The following is a 22323-nucleotide window of genomic DNA, read 5'->3' as shown; positions in this document are numbered from 1 at the left end:
TGCGACCGGATCGCGCTAAGCCACGTCCACCTCGCCACAAACCTCATCGACATGCCGCCTACAAGGCATGCTGAGGCTTAACTTGGGTGGATTGGGAAGCCCTCCCCCGCTGACATCCCCCGCAGCCTTGGCAGACTCCCTGCCGGGTCGCAGGGCTTAGGGCGTTCTACACCAAAGCGCCAGATTTCTGCATACAGCAGCCAGGGCTGTCATTGATCAGCCCTGCAGATGCCAATTGGGTGATTGGATTTCGTCGCGATGACGCTGCACACGCTCGGTTACTTCCCAGATTTGCGCCGATTGGCAGAATTGTTGCCGGAATCCCGCAAGCCACACCAATAAATTGCGTCAAACCCGAATTACCCCAGTTGGGTACAGACATCCTTGTACGCTGCGGCCCGGATGCCTGCCCGCCCTGCCGCATCGCCCCGGTGACAATGTATGCAGAACAAGCATGCCGGTGATAGTATCCACGTCCAGAGCGTTTCCTGATTGCTGACGACCCGCAAATCGATAGCCAGCCGGCATCGATGCATTGTTCGTAAAGCCAGACGCCTTGTCGTGTCTGACTTGGTGCAATGACCTGGACTCTCCGCATGCGATTGCCCATTTCCAACCAAGAATCTGCCGAGCGGGCCTTACAGCGCGACTCATTGGGCTGCATGGCGCAAGCATTGCTCCGCGATCGGGCGCTCGCTGCCGGAGATCTTTGCTTTTTTCGCAAAAGCTCGGCGGTCGAGCACGTAAGTCAGGTGGTGACGCCAGCTTCCGGACGTGGATTTCTGGCAGGCGTGTCGCTGGTGGATGGGCATCGCCGACGCATCTTCCATCAGAATCGCGCAAGCACGCATGCGTTTGAAGCAGGCTCCATTTACTTGCGCAACTTCCAGGATGACTACAAGGCCGATCTCTCCGGCACCTTCGATTTCGTACTGATCGAACTCCCCTCCCTGTTCATCGAGCGGACAGCCCTGGAATTGGGCTGCCCCGCAAGTCTCGAGTTGCGTCACGCCGCGGCGCTGCGCGATCCTGTGCTGGCGCATCTCGCCCAGGCACTCCTGCCGGCTCTCGACGGTGCTCACGGTGCAAGCCGATTGTTTATCGATCAACTCGGACACGCGATCGGGACACATCTGGTCGAGCATTATGGAGCCGTCAACCCCGGGCGCATTCGCCCAATGGGCCGGCTTTCTTCCCGCATACTGGCGCGGGCGCAAGAGTATCTCGCCGCACGGCTGGACGACAGCACCGTGTCCATTGCCGAAGTCGCCGATGCCTGTCAATTGTCCCGAAGCCATTTTTCGCGGGCGTTTCGCCAGAGTACTGGCAAGACGCCGCATGAATGGCTGCTGGAGCGTCGCCTCGAGCGCGCGGCGGCGCTCCTTAGCACCACGGAGCTTCCGATCGCAGGTGTCGCCGCTTCATGTGGCTTTGCCGATCAAAGTCATCTCACGCGCAGCTTCTCCAAAAGTCTTGGCCAGACACCGGGCAACTGGCGACGCACGCAGCAGGACCTAATGCCCTGATTTTCCCCTCTGGGCTCCATTACCGCTGTCTTGCGCACAATAGAACAAGGAAGAGCACAGAAATTCAAGCCAACGGGCTGGCACCCCACGTACATTGCCGTTGACGCGGCGTTCCTCCGGCACTGAGTAGATTCGGCTGGTGCGCGTCACGCATGCCAAGGGGAGGGCCAAGCATGACTGCGATGCTAGCGACGTTCGCCCGGGGCCACGCCATTGCTGGAAGCATGGGGGCACGAGCCGCACGAGAGTGCCAGATCCATTCCGTCTGCAACCATCTCTTCAGCGCCGCCCGCCTCGAAAGCGGACCTCCTGCCGCCGGCTATCCGGCGCACCGTGGCGGCATGCCCGCACCTGCCACCGAACTAAAGGTGGGGCACGGCAGATGAAGCCATCGTTCCGTTTCTGCGTCGAGGGGGATGTCCGTTCCCGGGTCCTGTGGAAGGATAGCGACCGCGTTCTCGGCCGCTGGATCATCGAACTCGACGGCCAGCAAACGCCTGTTCTGGCGGTCTGGCCCGCTACCGAGCGCCCGACTTCCTCCAATCTCTCCCGCCTCACGCACGAATATGGGCTGAAGGAGGAGTTGGATGGGACATGGGCGGCCCGACCGCTGGAGCTTGTGTGCGAAAACGGTCACACAGCACTGCTGCTCGAGGACCTTGGTGGCGAGCCGCTAGCCGGGCTGCTGGGTTCTCCCATGGAGTTGGGCCGCTTCCTGCGCCTGGCCATCAGCATCGCCGCGGCCCTGAGCCAGCTCCATCGGCGACGCCTGATTCACAAGGACCTCAAGCCAGCCCACATCCTGGTGAACGATAACCTTGGGTCGGCCCGGCTCACCGGCTTCGGCCTTGCCTCGCGCCTGGCACGCGAGCGCCACGCACCAGGTCCGGCCGAGGAGATTACCGGCACGCTGGCCTATATGGCCCCCGAGCAAACCGGGCGCATGAACCGGCCGATCGATGCCCGCAGCGACCTTTATGCATTCGGCGTCACCCTTTATCAAATGCTGACTGGCGTATTGCCATTCGCTACCGACGACCCGATGGGCCTGGTGCACTGCCACCTGGCCCGGCAACCGATGCCGCCAGTGCAGCGGATACCGGGTATCCCGGAGTTGCTCTCCGACCTGGTGCTGAGGCTGCTTGCCAAACCAGCAGAGGAACGCTACCAGACGGCGGCAGGGCTGGAAGCTGACCTGCGGCGCTGTCAGGTCGAATGGGAGAACCGGAGCCGCATTGATGCGTTCCCGCTTGGCGCGCATGACGTGCCCGAGCGGCCGATGACCCCGTCGCGGCTCCATGGACGTGAGCGCGAAATACAGGCGTTACTTGCTGCCTATGATCGGGTAATGGCAGACAGCGCGCCGGAGCTTGTGCTGGTTTCGGGGTATTCCGGGATCGGCAAGACTTCGGTCGTACATGAATTGCGCCAGGCCGTGGTATCCCGTTGTGGACTTTTTGCATCGGGCAAGTTCGATCAATTCAAGCGAGACATCCCCTATGCCACGCTGGCACAGGTGCTGCAGAACCTGATTCGCCCACTGCTGGGCAAGAGCGAGGCAGAGCTCGAGCCATGGCGCCAGGCACTGGACACGGCGCTGGGGCCGAATGGCGCACTACTGGCGCCCCTCATTCCAGAACTCGAGTTGATCCTGGGGCCGCAGCCGCCTGTAGCAGCCTTGCCGCCAAGGGACACGCAACATCGCCTCCATCAGGTATTCCAGTGCCTGCTCGGCGTCTTTGCCCGGGCCGAGCACCCCCTGGTGCTCTTTCTCGACGATCTGCAGTGGCTGGATACGGGAACGCTCGATCTGCTCGCATACCTCGCGACTCAATCAGAGATGCGCCATCTGCTGCTCGTCGGCGCCTATCGTAGCAATGAGGTAAAGCCCAGCCATCCGTTGCTACGGCGATTGTCGGCCATACGCCAGGCCGGTGGGCAGGTGCGTGACATCAAGCTTGCCCCGCTTGGGGTGACCGACGTCGGCCGGCTAATCGCCGATGCCCTACGCTGCCCGCCGGCGCGCGTTGCTGCCCTGGCTGGTCTCGTACAGGCCAAGACCGCTGGCAATCCGTTCTTCGCCGTACAGTTCCTCACGGCCCTGGCGGACGAGGAGTTGCTCGCCTTCGATCAACGGGTCGCGGGCTGGTCCTGGGACCTTGAGCAGATTCTGGCCAAGGGGTTCACCGAAAATGTGGCGGACCTCATGCTCAGCAAACTGGGGCGCCTTCCAGAGGGGACACGGGATGCACTGCAACTGTTGGCCTGTCTTGGCAACGAGGCCGCGACCGCGCTGCTGACGATAGTTCATGGAGGAGACCAGACTCTCCTTGAGGAAGCGCTTTGGCCGGCGATTCACGCTGGGCTCGTGGTGCGCCAGGAGGGTACTTGCCGCTTCCAGCACGACCGCATCCAGGAGGCCGCCTACCGGCTGATCCCCGAGGGTGCGCGGCCGGCGGCACACCTTGAAATCGGCCGGCGACTGGCCGCGGGCACGCCGCCAGAGGCAGTCCCGGACCGCATCTTCGAGATCGTCGGCCAACTCAATCGCGGCGCCGCCCTGATTCACACTACCAGCGAGCGCGAGCAAGTGGCCGAGCTGAACCTGCTCGCTGGCGAACGCGCCAAGGCAGCAACAGCCTACGCCTCGGCGCTGAGCTGCCTTGCCGCCGGAGCTGCCCTCCTGCGGGGAGACGCCTGGAAGCGCCGACCCGAGCTGGCTTTTGCGCTCGATCTCCACCGCGCCGAATGTGAGTTCCTGACCGGCGCCTTGCCCGTGGCGCAAGCGCGCCTTGCCGACCTCGCGGATCGAGCCCGCAGCCTTCCTGACCTGGCTCACGTCACCCAGCTTCAACTGGAGCTGTTCCTGGCCTGCGGCCAACGCGCGCGCGCCGTCGAGGTGGGCCTCGACTACCTGCGCCGTGCCGATATCCACTGTCCGGCACAACCGAGCAAGGAAGACGTGCTGCGTGAATACGGCCGGATGTGGCAGCTGATTGGCAACCGCCCCATCGAGGCGCTGCGCGACCTGCCACTGATGACGGATGCGGTCTCCAGGGGCACGATGGATGTCCTGACGGCGCTCATGCTGCCAGCCTGGTACACGAACGTTGACCTGGGCTCCCTCATCATCGGCCGGATGACCAACCTCAGTCTTGAACATGGCAACTGCGACGCATCGTGCCTGAACTATGCCTGGCTCGGCCTGCTCCTGGGACCGCAATCCGGCGACTACGATGCCGCATTCCGCTTCGGCCGTTTAGGCGTGGACCTGGTGGAGCAGCACGGACTGGACCGCTTCAAGGCCCGCGTCTACCAGGCGTTCGGGGGCCACGTCATGCAGTGGACTCGTCCGATTCGGACCGCGCGCAGCCTGGTGCAACGTGCTTTCGACGTGGCGAGCAAGCTCGGCGACCTCACCTATGCGTCCTTCGCGCGCAACAATCACATTACCCAGATGCTCGCCATTGGCGAGCCGCTCGCCGAGGTGCAGCGCGAAGCCGAGGCCATGATCGACTTCGCGTACAAGGCGAGGTTCAGCCTGGCTGTGGACAGGGTCACGCCCCAGCTCCAGTTGGCCCGCTCGCTGCGCGGACGAACTCCGGTCTTCGGTACATTGAATGATGCCGGCTTCCATGAGGAGTCATACGAGCGATATCTTGATGAGCCTCCGGGTCCCACGCTCGCCACCTGCTGGTACTGGGTCCGCAAGCTGCAGGCTCGCTATCTTGCAGGCGATTATGCAACCGCATTGGCGGCGGCAGATCGGGCGGAGCAGCTGCTGTGGACGTGTCCATCGTTCTTCGAGCAAGCGGAGTACCACTTCTACGCCGCGCTGGCGCGCGCCGCTCACGACATCCCGCTCGCGGAGCCAGAAAGGATCCGGCATATAAGGATCATCAGCGAGCACCATCGCCAGCTCCTGCTCTGGGCGGAACATTGTCCGGAGAATTTCCAGACCCGCGCCGCATTGGTGGGTGCCGAGCTCGCACGCCTCGAAGATCGCGAAACCGATGCGATGAACCTCTACGAACAGGCGATCCGCAGCGCGCGAGACAGTGATTTCATCCATAACGAGGCGCTCGCTAACGAACTGGCAGCGCGCTTCTACACTGTGCGGGGCTTTGAGAAGATCGCCAGGGTCTACCTGCAGGATGCCCGCCACGGCTATCTACGTTGGGGCGCCGACGGCAAGGTTCGGCAACTTGACGGGCTCCATCCACACCTTTGTGGCGAAGAGAGCGCGCCTGCGCCGACTGCGACGATTGGCCTGCCGCTGGAACGCCTGGACCTTGCTACGGTAATTGCCGTGTCCCAGGCGATCTCGGGCGAAGTGGTGCTGGACAAACTGCTCGACACGCTCATGCGCAGGGCGCTTGAACAGGCAGGCGCCGAGCGCGGAGTGCTGGTCCTTTCCCGAAGAACCGATCTGCGCGTCGTTGCCGAAGCCACAACCCGCGGCGATGCAGTCACCGTTCAACTGCTCGACGAGAGCGTTTCCGCGGCGGTGCTGCCTGTATCGATGCTTCACTATGTGCTGCGCGCCCGAGAAAACATCATCCTTGACAATGCGACTACCCAGAACGCGTTCGCTGACGATCCGTACATCCAGCGGCGGCACGCCCGTTCGATCCTGTGCCTGCCATTGCTGACTCAGGCCAAGCTGATTGGCGTACTCTACCTCGAGAACAACCTTGCCCCGCGCGTTTTTGCGCCGGCCCGGACCGCGGTACTGAAGCTGCTCGCATCGCAAGCTGCAACCGCGATCGAAAACGCCCATCTGTATCGCGATCTCGCACAACGCGAAGCGAAGTTCCAACGCCTGTTGGACGCCAACTTCATAGGCATCTTCATCTGGCACCTCGACGGCCGCATTCTTGAGGCCAACGACGCGTTCCTTCACATGCTTGGCTACCACCGCGACCATCTCGTATCGGCCAGGCTCAATTGGGCGGACCTGACGCCTCCGGAATGGCATGAGCGCGACACCAGGCTGGCGCAGGAGTTCAGGCTGACCGGGAGCGTGCCGCCGCCGTTCGAGAAGGAGTTCTACCGCAAGGATGGCAGCCGCGTACCCGTGCTGATTGGGTCCGCAAGCTTCGAAGAGAGCGAGGATCAGGGTGTCTCCTTCGTGCTCAACCTGACTGAACGCAAGCGCGCCGAAGAAGCTCTGCATCATGCGCAGGCCCAGCTTGCTCACGTCACGCGGGTAACAACTTTGAACGCACTAACAGCATCGATCGCCCACGAGGTCAACCAGCCACTGGCCACCATCATCACCAACGCCAATTCGGCTCTGCGCTGGCTCGCCCGCGAGCCTCCCGATCTTGGGGAAGTGCACGATGCGGTGGAGAGCATTGTCCAGGCCGGGCATCGCGCCGGCTCGGTGATCGGGGGGATGCGTGCACTGTTCAGGAAGACGACCGCTGTCAGTGTGGCGCTGGACTTGAACCGACTCATCGAAGAGACCAGAACCCTCGTCCACTGCGAGGTGATCCGTCATCAAATCCTGGTCCAGACCGATCTGGCCGCCGAGCTCCCGCAGGTCGTCGGAGATCGGGTGCAGTTGCAGCAAGTATTGCTAAACCTCTTGATGAACGGCATCGAGGCGATGAAGGACGTGACCGACCGCCCCCGGGTGCTGCTGATTCAGTCCCGGTGCGACGCGGCCGGAGCCGCCCTGGTCGCGGTTCACGATACAGGCATCGGGCTGAAACCACAGGCTGAGGACCGAATCTTCGACGGCTTTTATACAACGAAGACGGAAGGCCTGGGCATGGGTCTCACGATCTGCCGAATGATCGTCGAAGCACACGTAGGCCGACTGTGGGCAAGCGCGAATGCGCCTTTCGGCTCCGTCTTTCAGTTCACCCTGCCACCCGCGCACAATTAGAGCGCCTGCGCGAGTGACAGGGATGACGAATCTTGCAATCGTCAAGCCAAGTCGAACCGATCAAGATTCATCACTTTGACCCATGCCGCGACAAAATCACGAATGAACTTCTCCGCGGCATCGTCGCTTGCGTAAACTTCAGCAGGCGTACGAAGCTGTGCATGCGAACCGAAGATCGGATCGACGCGCGTACCTGCCCATTTCCGCTCACCGGTCTTGCGGTCATATCCCTCGAACACCTCGCCGGAAGGCGAAAAGGGCCTCCATTGCGTCCGCATGTCGAGCAGGTTTCGATAGCAGTCATTGGTCAATGTTTCCGGCCGATCAGTCAGGACCCCGTGAGCCCCCTCCCCCGCGAGAACGTTCAGGACGCGCAGCCCACCGATGAGAGCTGTCACCTCGGGCGCGGTCAGCGTCAGCAATTGCGCCTTGTCGATCAGTAGTGCCTCGGCAGGAATGCTGTTCTTCCCCTTGAGGTAGTTGCGGAATCCCAGCCTAGAAGTTGTGCCGCATGCCTAGCGCAAAAGTCTGCGGATCGGCGCCGGCGCGAATGCGTAGCTGATTAATCGCAAAATCATAGATCGCATTTTTTTTGTAGGCCAGGCGCACCGTGAGATGACCTTCCTTTTGCAGTGCTTCGATGACGCTGTAGTCCTCAGGGTAGTTCTGGTAGCCGGCGCCGGCATCGATCACGCCCGTCACGCCCAGGCGGTTCACCTCGCGCATGAAACGGCGCGTCGAGTTCTTCTGGAACGATCTCGCCGCCCAGCGGATTGGGCGTCGGGCGTGTCGGGCGCCACGGCGTTCAGTTCGTCGATGGCCTGTCGCCATCCCACCCACATGGAATGGTAAAGCGAGAGACCTGCGGCGTGGCGAGTGCTGCATTTATCGATCGAAAATCAAGCCTAATCGGGGCGGAGGCGTTGCGTGGCATGCAACGCTGACTTGCATCCCGTTGTGATTCAACTTGCGCTTTCCAGCGCCTAAGCTTCGGACATCGCAACCTGACACCCAAAGCCATAGCCATGGAAACCACAAGCTCCCCCGTCTTCAACAAGGTCGGCCATGCCGCGGCGCCGATGTCCAGTGCGTTGATCGCGCTGTTCTCGCTGTGCGCCGGCGTGCTGGTCGCCAACCTCTACTACGCCCAGCCGATCATCGAGCTCATTGCACCGGCCGTTGGCCTGTCCGCGCAAAGCGCCAGCGTGATCGTGTCGCTGACCCAGATCGGCTATGCCGTCGGCCTGTTCTTCCTGGTGCCGCTGGCCGACCTCCTCGAAAACCGTCGCCTGCTGACGATCAGCGGCGTAGCCGCAGCCATCAGTCTCGCGGGAGCCGCCACCTCGTCGCAGCCAGGCGTGTTCCTGCTGGTGTCGCTGCTGCTGGGCCTGAGCTCGGTCAGCGTGCAGATCCTGATTCCGCTCGCGGCACACCTTGCACCCGAATCGCTCCGCGGGCGTACCGTGGGAACGATCATGGGCGGCCTGCTGTCCGGCATCCTGCTGTCGCGCCCCCTGTCGAGCATGCTGGCCCAGTACTTCGGGTGGCGCGCGGTGTTCTACATCGCCTCCGCCATGACGCTGGCCACGGTGGCGATCATCACCACGACGCTGCCGCGCCGGGTGCCGGAGCATCGCACTACCTACGCCAACCTGCTGGCCTCGTTGTGGCATCTGTTCACGCGCTACCCGGTACTGCGTCAGAGGGCGCTGTACCAGGGGCTGCTGTTCGCCGCATTCAGCCTGTTCTGGACTGCAGTGCCGATGGAGCTGACGAGCCACTACGGCCTGTCGCAATCGCAGATCGGCATCTTCGCGCTGGTCGGGGCACTCGGCGCGGTGGCGGCTCCGATCGCTGGCCGGCTGGCTGACGCGGGGCACACACGCATCGCCTCATACGTTGCGATGATCGCGGCAGCCGTTAGTTTTATCCCGGGAATTGTCGGTGGCGCTGGCGGTCTGTATCTGCTCGCACTGACCGGCATCGTGCTCGACTTTGCCGTGCAGATGAACATGGTGCTGGGTCAACGTGCGATCTACGCACTCGATGCCAACAGCCGCGGCCGTCTGAACGCCCTGTACATGACGGCCATCTTTGCCGGTGGTGCGGTGGGGTCGGCGGTTGCCAGCGCGCTCTACACGCATATGGGCTGGGCCGGCGTCGTCGCGACTGGCAGTGGTCTCGCCCTGGTATCGCTGGCAGCCCTGGCGCTGGCTTCCCGACGCTAAGACCGTTCCTTATCGAAATCCGTCAACAGGAGTCCTTGTCATGACATCCCAACTGTTTGCTCCCATCAAGATCGGGCAATTGCATCTGAACCACCGGGTGGGCATGGCGCCGCTGACACGGTCGCGCGCAGGCCAGCCGGGCAATGTGCCCACCGCCATGAACGTGGAGTACTACCGGCAACGCGCCTCGGCCGCGCTGATCATTACCGAGGCCACACAGATCTCCCAACAAGGTCAGGGCTATGCGTGGACGCCCGGCATCCATACGACGGAGCAGATCGATGGCTGGCGCGCCGTGGCCGACGCCGTGCATGCCGAAGGCGGGAGGATCTTCCTGCAACTGTGGCACGTGGGTCGCGTCTCCCACCCATCGTTCCAGCCCGGCGGCGCGCTGCCGGTAGCGCCCAGCGCGCTGCCGGTGCCCGGCAAGACGTTCATTGTCGACGCGGACGGCAACGGCGTGTGGGGCGAAATCCCGACGCCGCAGGCACTGACCGTCGAGGGCATCGCGCAGATCGTGCAGGACTACCGTCAGGCCGCGCGCAATGCCATCGACGCGGGCATGGACGGCGTGGAGATACATGCGGGGAATGGCTACCTGCTGGATCAATTCATCAACTCGGAAAGCAACCATCGCTCCGACGCCTACGGCGGCAGCATCGAGAACCGCGCGCGCCTGCTGCTCGAGGTAGTCGACGCCGTGACGGCGGAGATCGGCGCCGATCGCGTGGCCGTACGGCTTACGCCGATGGGCCGCTTCATGGGTATGGGCGATGACACCCCAGAAGCCACGTTCGGCTACATCGCGCTTCGTCTGAGCGACAGGTCGTTGGCGTATCTGCACCTGGTGGAGCCCGCGATGGTCGGCACGGTCAAGGACGAAGTCGCCGATCCGCGCTGGGACAGCATGATCCGCACGATGCGTGCGGCATTCCGGGGTGTGCTGATGCTGGCGGGCGGCTACGACGGCGCATCCGCGGAAAAGGCGATTGCCGACGGGCGTGCCGACATCATCGCATTCGGACGGCCGTTCATCGCCAATCCCGACCTGCCTCATCGAATCAGGACCTCGGCTGCGCTCAACACGCCGAATCCGGCCACGTTCTTCGGCGGAACAACCGTTGGCTACACCGATTATCCGGCACTTGTCTGAGCGCGGTGGGCGGCGGGAGCACGGATCATGCAGATGGTCCTTGTCACGCAGCGCCTGGCAGCGGCCATGCTTCATGCCAGTCTCCCGCCCGCATCCTCACCTCCGAAACATCAATTTTTTTGAACAACACTGACAATCATGACTGGCTTGTCGCGCACTTCCGATCGCTATAGTTCTGCACATGGACAGCGCGACAACGCCACCGAGCAAACAAAGCGCTGCCATTTCCAAACGCAAAATCATTGAATTATTTTCATCCGAGAGAGCACCATGTCGAACGCCAAGCTTGAAGTCCTGACCCCGCGCAACAGCCAATTGATCATCATCGACCACCAGCCCCAGATGGCCTTCGGTGTGCAGTCGATGGACCGCCAGACCATGAAGAACAACGTCGTGGGCCTGGCCAAGGCGGCGAAGATCTTCGAGGTGCCGACCACCATCACCACGGTCGAGTCTGAATCGTTCTCGGGCTACACCTACCCCGAACTGCTCGACGTCTTCCCCGGCAAACAAACGCTGGAGCGTACCTCGATGAACTCCTGGGACGACCAGAAGGTGCGCGACGCGCTGGCCGCCAATGGCCGCAAGAAAGTGGTGGTGGCCGGCCTGTGGACCGAGGTCTGCAACACCACGTTCGCGCTGTGCGCGATGCTGGAAGGTGACTACGAGATCTACATGGTGGCCGACGCTTCGGGCGGCACGACCAAGGAAGCGCATGACTACGCCATGCAGCGCATGGTCCAGGCAGGCGTGGTGCCCGTGACCTGGCAACAGGTCATGCTGGAGTGGCAACGCGACTGGAAGAACCGCGAAACGTACGACGAGGTAATGGCCGTGGCCAAGGAGCACTCGGGCGCCTATGGCATGGGCGTCGACTACGCCTACACGATGGTCCACAAGGCCGCGCAACGCACGGCAACCCCGCACGAATCGCTGGCGCCCGTGCACGCGCCGGTCATCGAACGCTGATTCAGGCGCACCGTCAGTCAATCCCGGGAGCACACAACATGAAACCAGCTCGAAGCGTGGTCAATGGCGCCCTGCTGCTTGGATGCTGGCTGGCGATCAGCACCTCAAGCGTAGCGGTGGCGGCGATCGTCGCACAGACGCTAATCACTTGATCGTACGGTCAGCGGGGGGAAGCCCTCCCCCGCTGATATCCCCTTGCACCTGACCTGGCGCGTGCTTGGGATCCATTGATTACCGAGTCCATCGTCAGAATGATCCTGCCGACATTGGCCGCCGACTCCAGTCGACGATGTGCATCCGCTGCGCGGGCCAAAGGAAACGCTATCCACAACCGGAACCAGGCGCCCGTCTCCTTCGAGCCGCTCGCCCGTATCGGAAGCGATCAGGTCTTCAGGAAACCGAGGATATCGGCATTGATCTCATGAACATGGGTCATGACGATGCCATGCGAGCCGCCCGGGTACACCTTCAGCGTTGCGTTCGGAATGAGCTTCACTGACTGCCGCGCGGAGATCTCGATTGGCACATTCTGGTCGTCGTCGCCGTGGAGAATCAGTGTCGGCACAGAAATCCTCTTCATGTCCCCGGTATAGTCGACCTCGGAGAATGCCCGAATGCAGTCGATCTGCCCCAGGATGCCGCCAGACATGCCCTGCAACCAGAATGCGTCAACAGTGCCTTGGGGAACACTGGCGTTCGGACGATTGATACCAAGGAACGGGCCAGCGAGATCTTTGAAGAACTGCCCGCGATTGTCGGCCAGTGCCTTCTGGATTCCGTCAAATATTTCCATGGGCACGCCAGCGGTCGTGGGGGCTACCGAGCCGATCAGAATCACCTTCGCGACACGTCCGCTGCCATGACGACTGACGTAGCGCGCGATCTCGCCACCGCCGATCGAGTGCCCGACCAACGTTGCGTCCCGTGCTGCGGCGTGCCGTGATTGTCCAGATACGAAGGCGCGGCGCAAAAGAGGCGCCGCACAGGGAACAAACGCCGCTCGATCAGCGATTCGGAAATAGGCGCGATGATCTGAAATGCAACATCGAAACCCTCTTCTATGGGATCGACAACTCGATCATTGACGATCACATCGAGCTGGATGGCCGGATAGCGCCGATTGAATTCCGCCAGCGAGGCACCGAAGTGCCCGAGCGCAAAGCCGGGCAGCATCTGAATGCGCGGCCTTCCCGTGGGTGTGGCGCGAAGTTCGCGCATCTGGTCGGTCAGATCGTTGACGCGTCCGACGACTTGCGCGCATTCGCGATAGAACGGCGCGTTGATCGCTTCGCTGATGCCCCTTGGTGGTGTGCTCGGCAACCTGTGCGCTGGCTGGCTGATGGACCGATGGACGGCTCGGCGCACCATCACCCTCGCCTTCCTGCTGACGGGTGCCCTTGTGCTCATTGCAGGTCAATGTGCCGGCCACCCCATGCTGCTGGGCATCCTGTTGTTTGCCTCCGGTATTGTCGTGACGGCGCCTGTGACGTCCATGGCCTCGTACGCAGCAGTGCTCTACCCCACCGAAGGCCGCGGCACGGGGGTCGCCTGGATGTTTGGCGTCGGGCGATTCAGCGGCGTCGCAAGCGCTTTCGTGGGCGCCACCCTGTTGGGGCTCGGCTGGACCATCGGCGCTGTCTTCAGCTTGCTGGTTGTTCCATCGCGGATCGCGGCATTCGCCTTATGGGCCATTGAGCACAATCGATCCAGTCGCGCCCAACATGGAGAAATGAGCCATGAGACGGCAAATCAACGCTGACAGCTAGTCGCGCATGTGATGGGTGCGGAGTTTTTCTCCTGAACTACTGCAAGTGGAGTAGACAGGTTCAAAGAACTACAAAACGCTCACTTATGGCTTCTTGCCCTCTTGCCCCAAAAGATACCTTTCGATTCGCGAATCGGGAAAAAACCAAAATGCAGCCATCGCAATTAGAATAAGTGTTGCTGCAATGCTGCTAAAAAAACTTACCGCGATCGCCAGTGCGTAGACAACCAGAGATAATCTCCCCTTCAGATCTTTGCCAATCGCACCTGCGAGCGAGGAGCCTTTCCCCTCCAATGCCATAATGACACGTTGCAATACCCAATAGGATACGGCACACATGAACAGCACAAAGGCATACAACGCAGTTGGAACTTCCGAGAATTCTGACTTACCAGTCCAGGTGGTGGTTATGGGAATCATCGTCAACCAGAACAACAGATTGAGATTAGCCCACATGACCTTCCCATTGATGCCTCGCACCATCTGGAACAAGTGATGGTGATTATTCCAGTAAATCCCGACGTAAATAAAACTGAGCACATATCCGAAGAAATGATGGGCCTCCGCTTTCACTCCGTTCCAGTTAAATTCGGCGGGAAGCTGAATCTGATAGAGCATCAGCGTCAGGCTCACCGATATGACACCATCACTGAAGGATTCCAGTCGGCTTTTGTTTATGACCATGGCCTCCCTCAGATGAATTGTTTACGAAAGGACAGGCTGGCCAGATATAAAATCACCAGCGTGAAAGGCAGCACGCTCCAGAATCCAACACGCATGTAAAGCACGGCACCAAGAAACGCGCCCAGGACGAAACCAACTACGATGCTCCCGCTTTTCAGCACGGCCACCCCATGCTCTCGGCTGAGCGTGCGTACGAAATTCGATAAATCGATACCGAACTGAGTGGTATTGCCAGTCATCATGGTGCTGGGGCTGATGTGCTTGATCAACGTCTTGCTCGACGTATTGCGGATTGCCAAGGCCATCAGGCCCAGGCCGCCGGTCAACGCCAGTTCGCCCGCGTCGGGGTCGCGAAGCGGATCGAAGTACAGGCCCACCAGCATGAAGCCCAACAGGAACACAGCCTCCGCCACGAACAGCCAGCCCAGGGTCTTGTGGGACTGGCTACAGCGGTCAATCCACATTTTGGCAAACATGACCGTGGCGATAAATAACGGAATGGCCCCCAGTTTGATCCACATGCCCGCCCCTCCCTTCACGAAGGCCGCGCCGGCCAGCACCAGGTTGCCGGTCACATGGGCGGTGAAAAAGCCGAGCAAAGCGATGAAGCCTATGGTGTCGATGGCCCCTCCCACGATGGTGAGCAGCACTGGCGTGCGGCATTGCGCCCACAAGCTGGTGGCTGAGTTGTCGTGGGGTTGCGAATCGCTGACGGCTGGCATGTCTATATATCCTCCAAAAAGCGTTAAGTGGCCGAATTGAGGACGCTCATGTCGGCTTAATCATGTCACGCGCATATGCGAGGCCCGTGCCATACCCACCACCATGCTCAACCACGATCGAGCGCGCCTTCTCATATGTGTCATGACGAGTCCAGTCTCGCTGGAATTCCAGAAGGAGCTGAAGCCAGGAAGTCATGACTGCGCCAGCGGAAGCCATCCGTCGCAATGCAAGGTCATGGCTCGTCGGTGTCAATCCACCACAAGCATCGGCAACGACATAGACTTGATACCCCTCGGACAGCGCTGAAAGCACCGGGAAACTCACGCAAGCCTCCGTCAACATGCCCGCGATGATCAGCGTACGCCTTCCGGTAGCCGCAATCGCGTCGCGCACCGCATCGTCTTCCCAAAGGTTCATGTTGCGGCGTTCAATCGGCGTGACGTTTGGTAGCACTTCCCGAAAAGCCGGCATCAATGGGCCGCTGTACACTTTCGACGCCGAAGTGGAGACCACAACCGGCAAGTCAAAGGCGACCGCCGTCTTCGCGACGGCAAGGCCATTACTGCGCAGAATCTGGGGGTCTTGAGAACCCGCAGCGAACGCAAGGCCTGCCTGTTCATCAACGAGGATCAATGCGCAATCGGCGGGTTCGAGCAACGGTAGTTTGGACATGGGAGTTCTCCTGTTCATTTGAGACTGCGATCCTGCGACAATCCGCAGTCTGCGCCGCGAGTTGATTCAATTAGATTGACGTTGTTTGACGGCGTTGTTTTTGTGATTTCTACGCCATTGAACGAACTATAGCAGCGAGAGTTTCGCCAAAAGTGATCGATTCGCGCACATGTTATTCAAATATTTTGAATTTCGAAGCTCGTGAAACGGACGCTGCGGAGTGCGGTGAGGGATGCGACTGCGCGCCTGCCAGACCCTTCGCGTTCATACAAGCCCGATTAGCGCTCCATCAGACGAACCGTGGGATGGGTCCTCGCTGCGGCGTCTGGCCCGGTAGCACGATCTCTTCCCGATCAATGTAGCACCACCCCCATCCCTCAGGGGGGTCATATCCCTCAATGATTGGATGTCCGGTTTTCTCGAAATGCGCGCGGGCATGCTTGAGGGGAGAGTTATCGCAGCAGCCAACGTGACCGCAGGTTCGGCACAACCGAAGATGCACCCACGGGCTGCCCACCTTGAGGCATTCTTCACAACCCAGGGCGCTTGGCACGACATCACGGATCGTATCCGCATGATCACAGGTCTTCATGCCACCTCCTTTGTCAGTTTGCTGAGGTAACCGTGGATCTGGGAGATGGCAGCGGCACCATCGCCGACCGCAGCGGCAACTCGCTTGGTCGAGCCAGCGCGGACGTCGCCGATTGCAAAGACTCCAGGCATGCTGGTCTCGAGAGATAAGGTCGATGCGCCAGTAAGAATGAAGCCCTTGTCATCCGTCGCAATCGAGTCGTTGAGCCAGCAGGTATGCGGCGTCGCGCCGATGAACAGGAACAGGTGGCAGATATCGTAGTGCGTCGAGGTGCCGCTGGCGCGATCGCGAACGGTGGCGCTGGCGAGCGTGTCGCCAGTGGGGGCGAGTCCGGTCAGATCCGTACCGACATGAATCTCCACGTTGGACAGTGCCGAGATGCGGTCGATGAGGTAGCGGGACATCGTCTCCGACAGGTCTCGCCGGACGAACACGTGAAGTCGCTTCACGTGTGGCGCGAGAAACACGATCGCCTGGCCCGCCGAGTTGCCGCCGCCGACAAGAGCGATTTCCTTGCCGGCACACAAGCGGGCTTCGATCGGGGATGCCCAATAGGAAACTCCGGAGCCCTCGAAATGCGCGAGACCGGCAATGTCGGGGTGTCGGTAGGCGGCACCTGAGGCAATCACGATAGTACGCGCGGCCACTGTCGAGTCGTCGGATAGCTTGAGCGTCAGCCGATCCTCGTGGCGATCGAGCCGCCCGACGCTCACAGGGATGGCCACCTCAGCCCCGAATTTGAGGGCCTGGGTGAATGCGCGGCCAGCGAGCGCCTGTCCTGAGATGCCTGTAGGAAAGCCAAGATAATTTTCGATTCGCGCCGACGCGCCGGCCTGGCCGCCCATGGCGCGCTCGTCCAGAACGATCACCGAGAGGCCCTCCGAAGCGCCATAGACCGCTGCGGCCAACCCGGCCGGTCCCGCGCCGACGATGGCGACGTCGTAGGTTTTCTGCTGCTCGATCTTGGGGATGATGCCGAGACAGGCCGCCAGCTCGCGCTCATCGGGCCGCTTCAGCACGTTGCCGCTAGGGCAGACCACCAGCGGCAGGTCGGTGGGGAGAAGCGCCATCCGCTCAATAAAACTGCGCCCACCGCCATCGACTTTGGGATCCATAACGTGGTTGGGATAGCCGCAGCGGGTCAGGAAGCCCTGGAGGCGCAGAAGATGCGCATCGTCTGGCGCACCAATCAAGATCGTGCCCGAGCCGCCGTGTTCGATCAGCCTGACACGGCGCAAGATCAGCGCGCGCATGACGATCTCACCGACCTCCGCCGACCCGATCATCAGGGCTCGCAAATGCGGCGGATTGAACGGAAGCAGCGTAGCGCCATCAGGACCGGCTCGCGCCGAGGCGATCGACGCACGGCCGTCAATCTGGCTGACCTCTCCCGTGAACTGCCCTGCTCGATGGGTGGTGATTGGCGTTTCCTCGTCAAGACCATCCCGGCGCTGAACGTCGATCGAGCCATCCAGCACGAGCCAGACGGGCACATTCCTCTCCCCCGTGGCGAAGACAATCTCACCCGACGCAAAATACCGCGGCGGACCGCTTGCGAACCGGCGCGCCGCCTCAACCTGGATCGGTGTCAGGACGGGGAATATCTGGTGCCTGCGCTCTCCGTCACCGCCTGTATGCTGCTGGATCATATGAGCGTTCTCCTCTCGAGAGCGGCGTCCTGAGGATTCATTGCCACGAGCCGTCAGCTTCGGGAAGGTTGGCGGTTGTCTGCGTGAACCAGATCAGCGTCACGCGAGGCGAGTTTCGATCGGCAACCCGGCTCTCAACGTCTTCGTTACGGGCGTGCGCTCGGCAATCTCCGCCAGACGCGTTTTCTCGCTGTCCTCCAGCCCCTTGATCACAAGCGTCCGCTCGATGCGGAGCTCGTCTGTCCCAAGAAGCCGCAGGGAAACTTCGAGCGACTCAAGGACCCAACCTTTACGTTCGGCATACATCTTGAGCGTGATGGCGGTGCACGCTCCCAAGCTTGCAAGCAATAAATCGTAGGGGGCCGGTCCAGCCCCTTGTCCGCCGAGCGCGTGGGGTTCATCGGCCGTGATTGCGTGGCCCGATACGACGATGTTCGTGCGATAGGGCGTCGATCCAATCTGCGCGGTGCCGTGTGTCATGGTTCCTGTCTCCACTGCACGATGGGGATGTGGGATGAGCTTGTTTTGCTAGAGTATTCTCGCAACGCGTCTGATATATCAATCAACCTTTAGTATGGTCGCTCGGCTCCGCGGCATCTCGGGATACTCAAATTCAAGAAGCGCGACGTTGCTGGGATCGGAGCTGGCATCACTCATGGCCACTACACCTTTGGCGCATTGAATCAGGCGTTCCAGAGCGACGTGCTGTCGCTGGCAGCCGGGATTGCACGGGAAGCGCAGGTCATGAGCGAGCTGGCGGCAGGCCATAGGGAAGAGGCAGGCTGAAGCGGGGGCTACCGGCAAGAAGACCGATCCCGAGCGCCGTTCGGCGCATTCAATTCGGGCTGGCCAGGCGTGCGCTGCTTCCTGGCCGGCTCCATACACGCTTCATAAGACAAGCGGACCTTGTCAGTAGGCGCCCCTCAAAGATACGGGTGTAGATTGAGACCGCCGTACACGTTGCTTGTTGGAAGCCGTCCTCTGTCACCGCGATCCAACGCCACCCCCCTGAACGGCATCGTCGCATCCAGCCATGACTCGTAACCCTAACTGGCTGTAGCTGCCACATTGGCCCGCGCCTTATGCAATTTCTTGTAACTGTCGATCAGGCGGTGGTGCCTATCGAAACCCTCCAGTTTCATACTCGTTGGCGTTAACCCGAAGAAGCGCACGCTGCCGTCCACTGACCCCATTACCGCGTCCATCCGAGCGTTGCCAAACATCCGACGGAAGTTGACCGCGTAGTCGTCTAGTTCCAGGTCGTCATCGAGCAGCACCTCCAGCACCACATTCAAGGCCTGGTAAAACAATCCGCGCTCGACCGTGTTGTCGTTGTACTGCAGGAAGGCTCCTACCAGCTCTTGCGCCTCCTCAAACTGCTGCAGGGCGAGATGAATCAGCAGCTTCAACTCGAGAACTGTCAGCTGCCCCCAGTCCGTATTCTCGTCAAATTCGACGCCGATCAAAGTGGCAATATCGGAGTACTCATCCAGCTCACTGTTACCCAACCGCTCAAGCAGATCCTCCAGGCCAGCATCGTCCAGGCGATGCAAGTTCAAAATGTCGGCGCGGAACAACAGCGCCTTGTTTGTGTTATCCCAGATCAAATCCTCTACCGGGTAAACTTCCGAATAACCAGGCACCAAAATCCGGCAGGCTACGGCACCCAGCTGGTCATACACCGCCATGTAAGTCTCTTTGCCCATGCCTTCGAGAATGCCGAACAACGTTGCGGCTTCCTCGGCATTGGAGTTTTCACCCTGGCCAGAAAAATCCCACTCAACAAACTCGAAATTCGCCTTGGCGCTGAAAAAGCGCCACGACACCACACCGCTGGAATCGATGAAGTGCTCAACAAAGTTGTTTGATTCCGTCACGGCGTTACTGACAAAGGTGGGCTGAGGCAAATCGTTCAGGCCTTCAAAACTGCGCCCCTGCAGCAATTCCGTCAAACTCCGTTCCAGCGCCACCTCGAAGCTTGGGTGCGCGCCGAACGAGGCAAAGACACCGCCTGTGCGCGGGTTCATCAAGGTGACGCACATCACCGGATAGGTCCCGCCCAGCGACGCGTCCTTTACCAGCACCGGAAAGCCCTGTTCTTCCAACCCCTGAATTCCGGCCAGAATGCCAGGGTATTTCGCCAGCACTTCGTGCGGCACATCAGGCAATGCGATTTCACCTTCCAGAATTTCGCGCTTTATCGCTCGTTCGAAAATTTCGGACAGGCATTGCACCTGCGCTTCAGCCAGCGTATTACCGGCACTCATGCCATTGCTGACGAATAGGTTTTCGATCAGGTTGGACGGAAAATACACCACTTCGCCGTCCGACTGCCGCACATACGGCAGCGAACAGATACCGCGCTGTACACTGCCGGAGTTGGTGTCGTACAGATGCGAGCCATGCAACTCGCCATCGGAATTATAAATTTGCAGGCAGTACGCATCCAGAATTTCAGCCGGCAGCGCATCCTCCGGGCCAGGCATGAACCAGCGCTCGTTCGGGTAATGAACAAACGCCGCATTGGCGATGTCCTCGCCCCAAAACGTACCGCCATAGAAATGGTTGCAGTTCAGGCGCTCGATAAACTCTCCTAACGCCGACGCCAACGCGCTTTCTTTGGTCGCTCCCTTGCCATTGGTAAAACACATCGGCGAGTGCGCATCGCGGATATGCAGCGACCACACATTGGGAACGATATTGCGCCACGAAGCGATTTCAATCTTCATGCCCAGATCCGCCAAAACGCCCGACATATTGGCGATGGTTTGCTCCAACGGCAGATCCTTGCCCACAATATAGGTGCTGGCGTCAGAAGCCGGCTTCAACGTCAGCAACGACTGAGCATCCGCATCTAAGTTCTCTACCTCTTCAATGACAAACTCGGGTCCGGCTTGCACCACTTTTTTCACCGTACAACGCTCGATAGAGCGCAAAATACCTCGGCGGTCCATTTCCGAGATATCCGGCGGCAGCTCAACCTGAATCTTGAAAATCTGTTGGTAACGGTTTTCCGGATCAACAATATTATTCTGCGACAGGCGGATATTTTCGGTAGGAATATTGCGGGTTACGCAGTACAACTTCACAAAGTAAGCGGCACACAAGGCCGATGAGGCCAGAAAATAATCGAAGGGACCAGGCGCCGAGCCATCGCCCTTATAACGGATAGGCTGGTCGGCCACTACCGTGAAGTCATCGAACTTGGCTTCAAGACGTAGTTTATCGAGAAAGTTGACTTTAATTTCCACGGGAGAATTCCAAAAATGGTGCTAAAAATGATGTAGCCGCTACTATCTGCCGCCACGCCGGTGCCGTGCAATGCATCGATGCTTTCCACAAACGCTGCCGCATACGGATAGTTTGACAGGGGAACGCCACGGCGCAAGACATGGCTGGAACCGGCGAGCTTCCATGTGCCATGGCGATATCCACGGCAACGCCAAGTGCAGTTGTACCAAACTGAATCGCCACGAGTTCCTCCAACACTCTCCAGAATGCGAGAACTACCAGGCGACAATCCGAAATATAAAGCCCTGTAAAAACAGGGCTTTAATAGTCAATCAACTAGCGAATAATGTTTCCCAACGGGAATTTCACTCCCACTCGATCATCAACAGGCCGCCCAAACCCGCATGGTTAAAGGGACTGGCCGTGATCGGCATGGGACTTTACCGTCGCTTTACCGTCGGCCGCGCTGAACTTTTGCTGGTGCGGGAGATGGAGCGATTTGCGGGGCGACGACTCTGACCGCCCCATTATAAATCAACTCAGAGGATACAAAAGGTGCTGTGCCCTGTCCGCCCTCCGCCAAAAGTGGCATCACCGATTTCCGGGGAAGGCCGCCCGAGTTTTGAAGAAGAAGTAGCGGTCAGTGCCGAAGCCACAGACCAAGCGCTTGATCACCTTGATGTGGTTGGCAACGCCTTGCACCAGATTGGTGCTCAGGGCGCCAGCGGGCGCGAACCGGCCGGGCCCGATCTGCAGGTACTGCTGATTGAATTGCCGCAACTCGCGCGCATGATCGTCAGGACCGTCGAAGTGACTGACGCTGACATGGGGCGAATTCAACAGGGATGAGGCCGATCGGGTACCCAACGGGAAGTCGTTCGGCAAAAGCACTATGCAGGGATTCCCTCCATGCTGAGGAGCTTCAGCCGCTGCACCTTGCCAGATGGTCCCTTGGGCAGCTCGTCGACAAAGCGGAAAGACCTGGGTGTCTTGTACGCGCCGAGCTCGTTCCTGCAAAACGATCTCAATTCGTCCTCCGTGCATCGTTCTCCGGGTTTAAACACAATGCACGCCATCAATTCCTGACCGTAATGCTCGTCCGGAACACCCACCACTGCAGCCTCCAGCACAGCCGGATGCTTTAGCCCGAGCTTTGGCTTCTCGAATAGCCGGAACCCGCATCGGCGCTGGGTGTCGGCCATTTTTTGAGACTATTATGTAGCCATGTAAATTAGCAT

At 60.3% G+C, this 22323-nt stretch carries 15 protein-coding genes and 5 pseudogenes; 6 read left to right on the top strand and 14 right to left on the bottom strand.

Going from position 1 to position 22323, the window contains the following annotated elements; translation table 11 throughout:
- The first annotated feature begins 596 nt into the window (after positions 1–596).
- Both ACYP5B_RS02970 and ACYP5B_RS02965 read left to right on the top strand, forming a co-directional pair.
- Positions 597–1526: a helix-turn-helix domain-containing protein gene (locus ACYP5B_RS02970; RefSeq protein ID WP_459568490.1), complete on the top strand. Its 930-nt coding sequence runs from the start codon at positions 597–599 to the stop codon at positions 1524–1526.
- Between the two features lie 382 nt (positions 1527–1908).
- Complete coding sequence (locus ACYP5B_RS02965) at positions 1909–7419, top strand: trifunctional serine/threonine-protein kinase/ATP-binding protein/sensor histidine kinase (RefSeq protein WP_459568489.1); 5511 nt, start codon at positions 1909–1911, stop codon at positions 7417–7419.
- Between the two features lie 41 nt (positions 7420–7460).
- Here ACYP5B_RS02965 and ACYP5B_RS02960 read toward each other — a convergent pair.
- Positions 7461–7910: pseudogene (locus tag ACYP5B_RS02960) on the bottom strand (catalase/peroxidase HPI); the annotation flags it as partial.
- Positions 7911–8013: 103 nt separating this feature from the next.
- Positions 8014–8172, bottom strand: a pseudogene (locus ACYP5B_RS02955) (amidohydrolase family protein); the annotation flags it as partial.
- 272 nt (positions 8173–8444) lie between these two features.
- On the opposite strand from ACYP5B_RS02955, the gene ACYP5B_RS02950 reads away from it, so the two are divergent.
- The 3 genes from ACYP5B_RS02950 to ACYP5B_RS02940 all read left to right on the top strand — a co-directional run bounded on the left by ACYP5B_RS02950 (position 8445) and on the right by ACYP5B_RS02940 (position 11769).
- Positions 8445–9647: an MFS transporter gene (locus tag ACYP5B_RS02950; RefSeq protein WP_459568488.1), complete on the top strand. Its 1203-nt coding sequence runs from the start codon at positions 8445–8447 to the stop codon at positions 9645–9647.
- Between the two features lie 40 nt (positions 9648–9687).
- A complete protein-coding gene (locus ACYP5B_RS02945; RefSeq protein WP_318235126.1) occupies positions 9688–10800 on the top strand; it encodes an alkene reductase in 1113 nt (370 codons plus the stop codon).
- A 270-nt stretch (positions 10801–11070) separates the two neighbouring features.
- Positions 11071–11769 carry a hydrolase gene (locus tag ACYP5B_RS02940; protein ID WP_318235125.1) on the top strand — a complete coding sequence of 233 codons (699 nt, stop codon included), beginning with the start codon at positions 11071–11073 and terminating at the stop codon, positions 11767–11769.
- 160 nt (positions 11770–11929) lie between these two features.
- Here the strand turns inward: ACYP5B_RS02940 and ACYP5B_RS02935 are convergent.
- The 3 pseudogenes from ACYP5B_RS02935 to ACYP5B_RS02925 all read right to left on the bottom strand — a co-directional run.
- A pseudogene (locus ACYP5B_RS02935) lies at positions 11930–12113 on the bottom strand (zinc-binding dehydrogenase); the annotation flags it as partial.
- A gap of 38 nt (positions 12114–12151) precedes the next feature.
- Positions 12152–12694, bottom strand: a pseudogene (locus ACYP5B_RS02930) (alpha/beta fold hydrolase); the annotation flags it as partial.
- Positions 12694–13053: pseudogene (locus ACYP5B_RS02925) on the bottom strand (LysR substrate-binding domain-containing protein); the annotation flags it as partial. The pseudogenes ACYP5B_RS02930 and ACYP5B_RS02925, both read right to left, overlap by 1 nt.
- A gap of 10 nt (positions 13054–13063) precedes the next feature.
- Between ACYP5B_RS02925 and ACYP5B_RS02920 the strand changes: the two are divergent.
- The gene (locus ACYP5B_RS02920; protein ID WP_459568491.1) at positions 13064–13528 is read left to right on the top strand and encodes an MFS transporter; all 465 of its coding nucleotides are present in this window, start codon (positions 13064–13066) and stop codon (positions 13526–13528) included.
- Positions 13529–13618: 90 nt separating this feature from the next.
- Here the strand turns inward: ACYP5B_RS02920 and ACYP5B_RS02915 are convergent, their stop codons facing one another.
- The 9 genes from ACYP5B_RS02915 to ACYP5B_RS02875 all read right to left on the bottom strand — a co-directional run bounded on the left by ACYP5B_RS02915 (position 13619) and on the right by ACYP5B_RS02875 (position 22287).
- On the bottom strand, positions 13619–14218 hold the full coding sequence (locus tag ACYP5B_RS02915) for a TMEM175 family protein (RefSeq protein ID WP_400103745.1): 600 nt from the start codon (positions 14216–14218) through the stop codon (positions 13619–13621).
- Positions 14219–14226: 8 nt separating this feature from the next.
- The gene (locus tag ACYP5B_RS02910) at positions 14227–14940 is read right to left on the bottom strand and encodes a YoaK family protein (protein WP_400103747.1); all 714 of its coding nucleotides are present in this window, start codon (positions 14938–14940) and stop codon (positions 14227–14229) included.
- 46 nt (positions 14941–14986) lie between these two features.
- Positions 14987–15613, bottom strand: a complete 627-nt coding sequence (locus tag ACYP5B_RS02905; protein WP_459568487.1) for a hydrolase — start codon at positions 15611–15613, stop codon at positions 14987–14989.
- A 289-nt stretch (positions 15614–15902) separates the two neighbouring features.
- Entirely contained in the window at positions 15903–16205 is a 303-nt protein-coding gene (locus ACYP5B_RS02900; RefSeq protein ID WP_400103009.1) for a UBP-type zinc finger domain-containing protein, read from the bottom strand.
- Positions 16202–17854, bottom strand: coding sequence for an FAD-dependent oxidoreductase (locus ACYP5B_RS02895; RefSeq protein WP_459568486.1), 1653 nt, complete (start codon positions 17852–17854; stop codon positions 16202–16204). The genes ACYP5B_RS02900 and ACYP5B_RS02895 overlap by 4 nt, the downstream gene beginning before the upstream one ends.
- 99 nt (positions 17855–17953) lie before the next feature.
- Positions 17954–18334 (bottom strand): OsmC family protein, encoded by a 381-nt coding sequence (locus ACYP5B_RS02890; protein WP_459568485.1) that lies wholly within the window; start codon positions 18332–18334, stop codon positions 17954–17956.
- A gap of 566 nt (positions 18335–18900) precedes the next feature.
- Positions 18901–21105 (bottom strand): OsmC domain/YcaO domain-containing protein, encoded by a 2205-nt coding sequence (locus tag ACYP5B_RS02885; RefSeq protein WP_400103013.1) that lies wholly within the window; start codon positions 21103–21105, stop codon positions 18901–18903.
- A gap of 571 nt (positions 21106–21676) precedes the next feature.
- Positions 21677–21970: a hypothetical protein gene (locus ACYP5B_RS02880; protein ID WP_400103015.1), complete on the bottom strand. Its 294-nt coding sequence runs from the start codon at positions 21968–21970 to the stop codon at positions 21677–21679.
- Between the two features lie 5 nt (positions 21971–21975).
- On the bottom strand, positions 21976–22287 hold the full coding sequence (locus ACYP5B_RS02875) for an AMP-binding enzyme (protein ID WP_459568484.1): 312 nt from the start codon (positions 22285–22287) through the stop codon (positions 21976–21978).
- Between the last annotated feature and the right edge of the window lie 36 nt (positions 22288–22323).

Source organism: Cupriavidus sp. 8B, assembly GCF_054589115.1.
The sequence above is the reverse complement of the archived record's forward strand: the minus strand, read 5'-3'. Positions and strand labels throughout refer to the sequence as shown.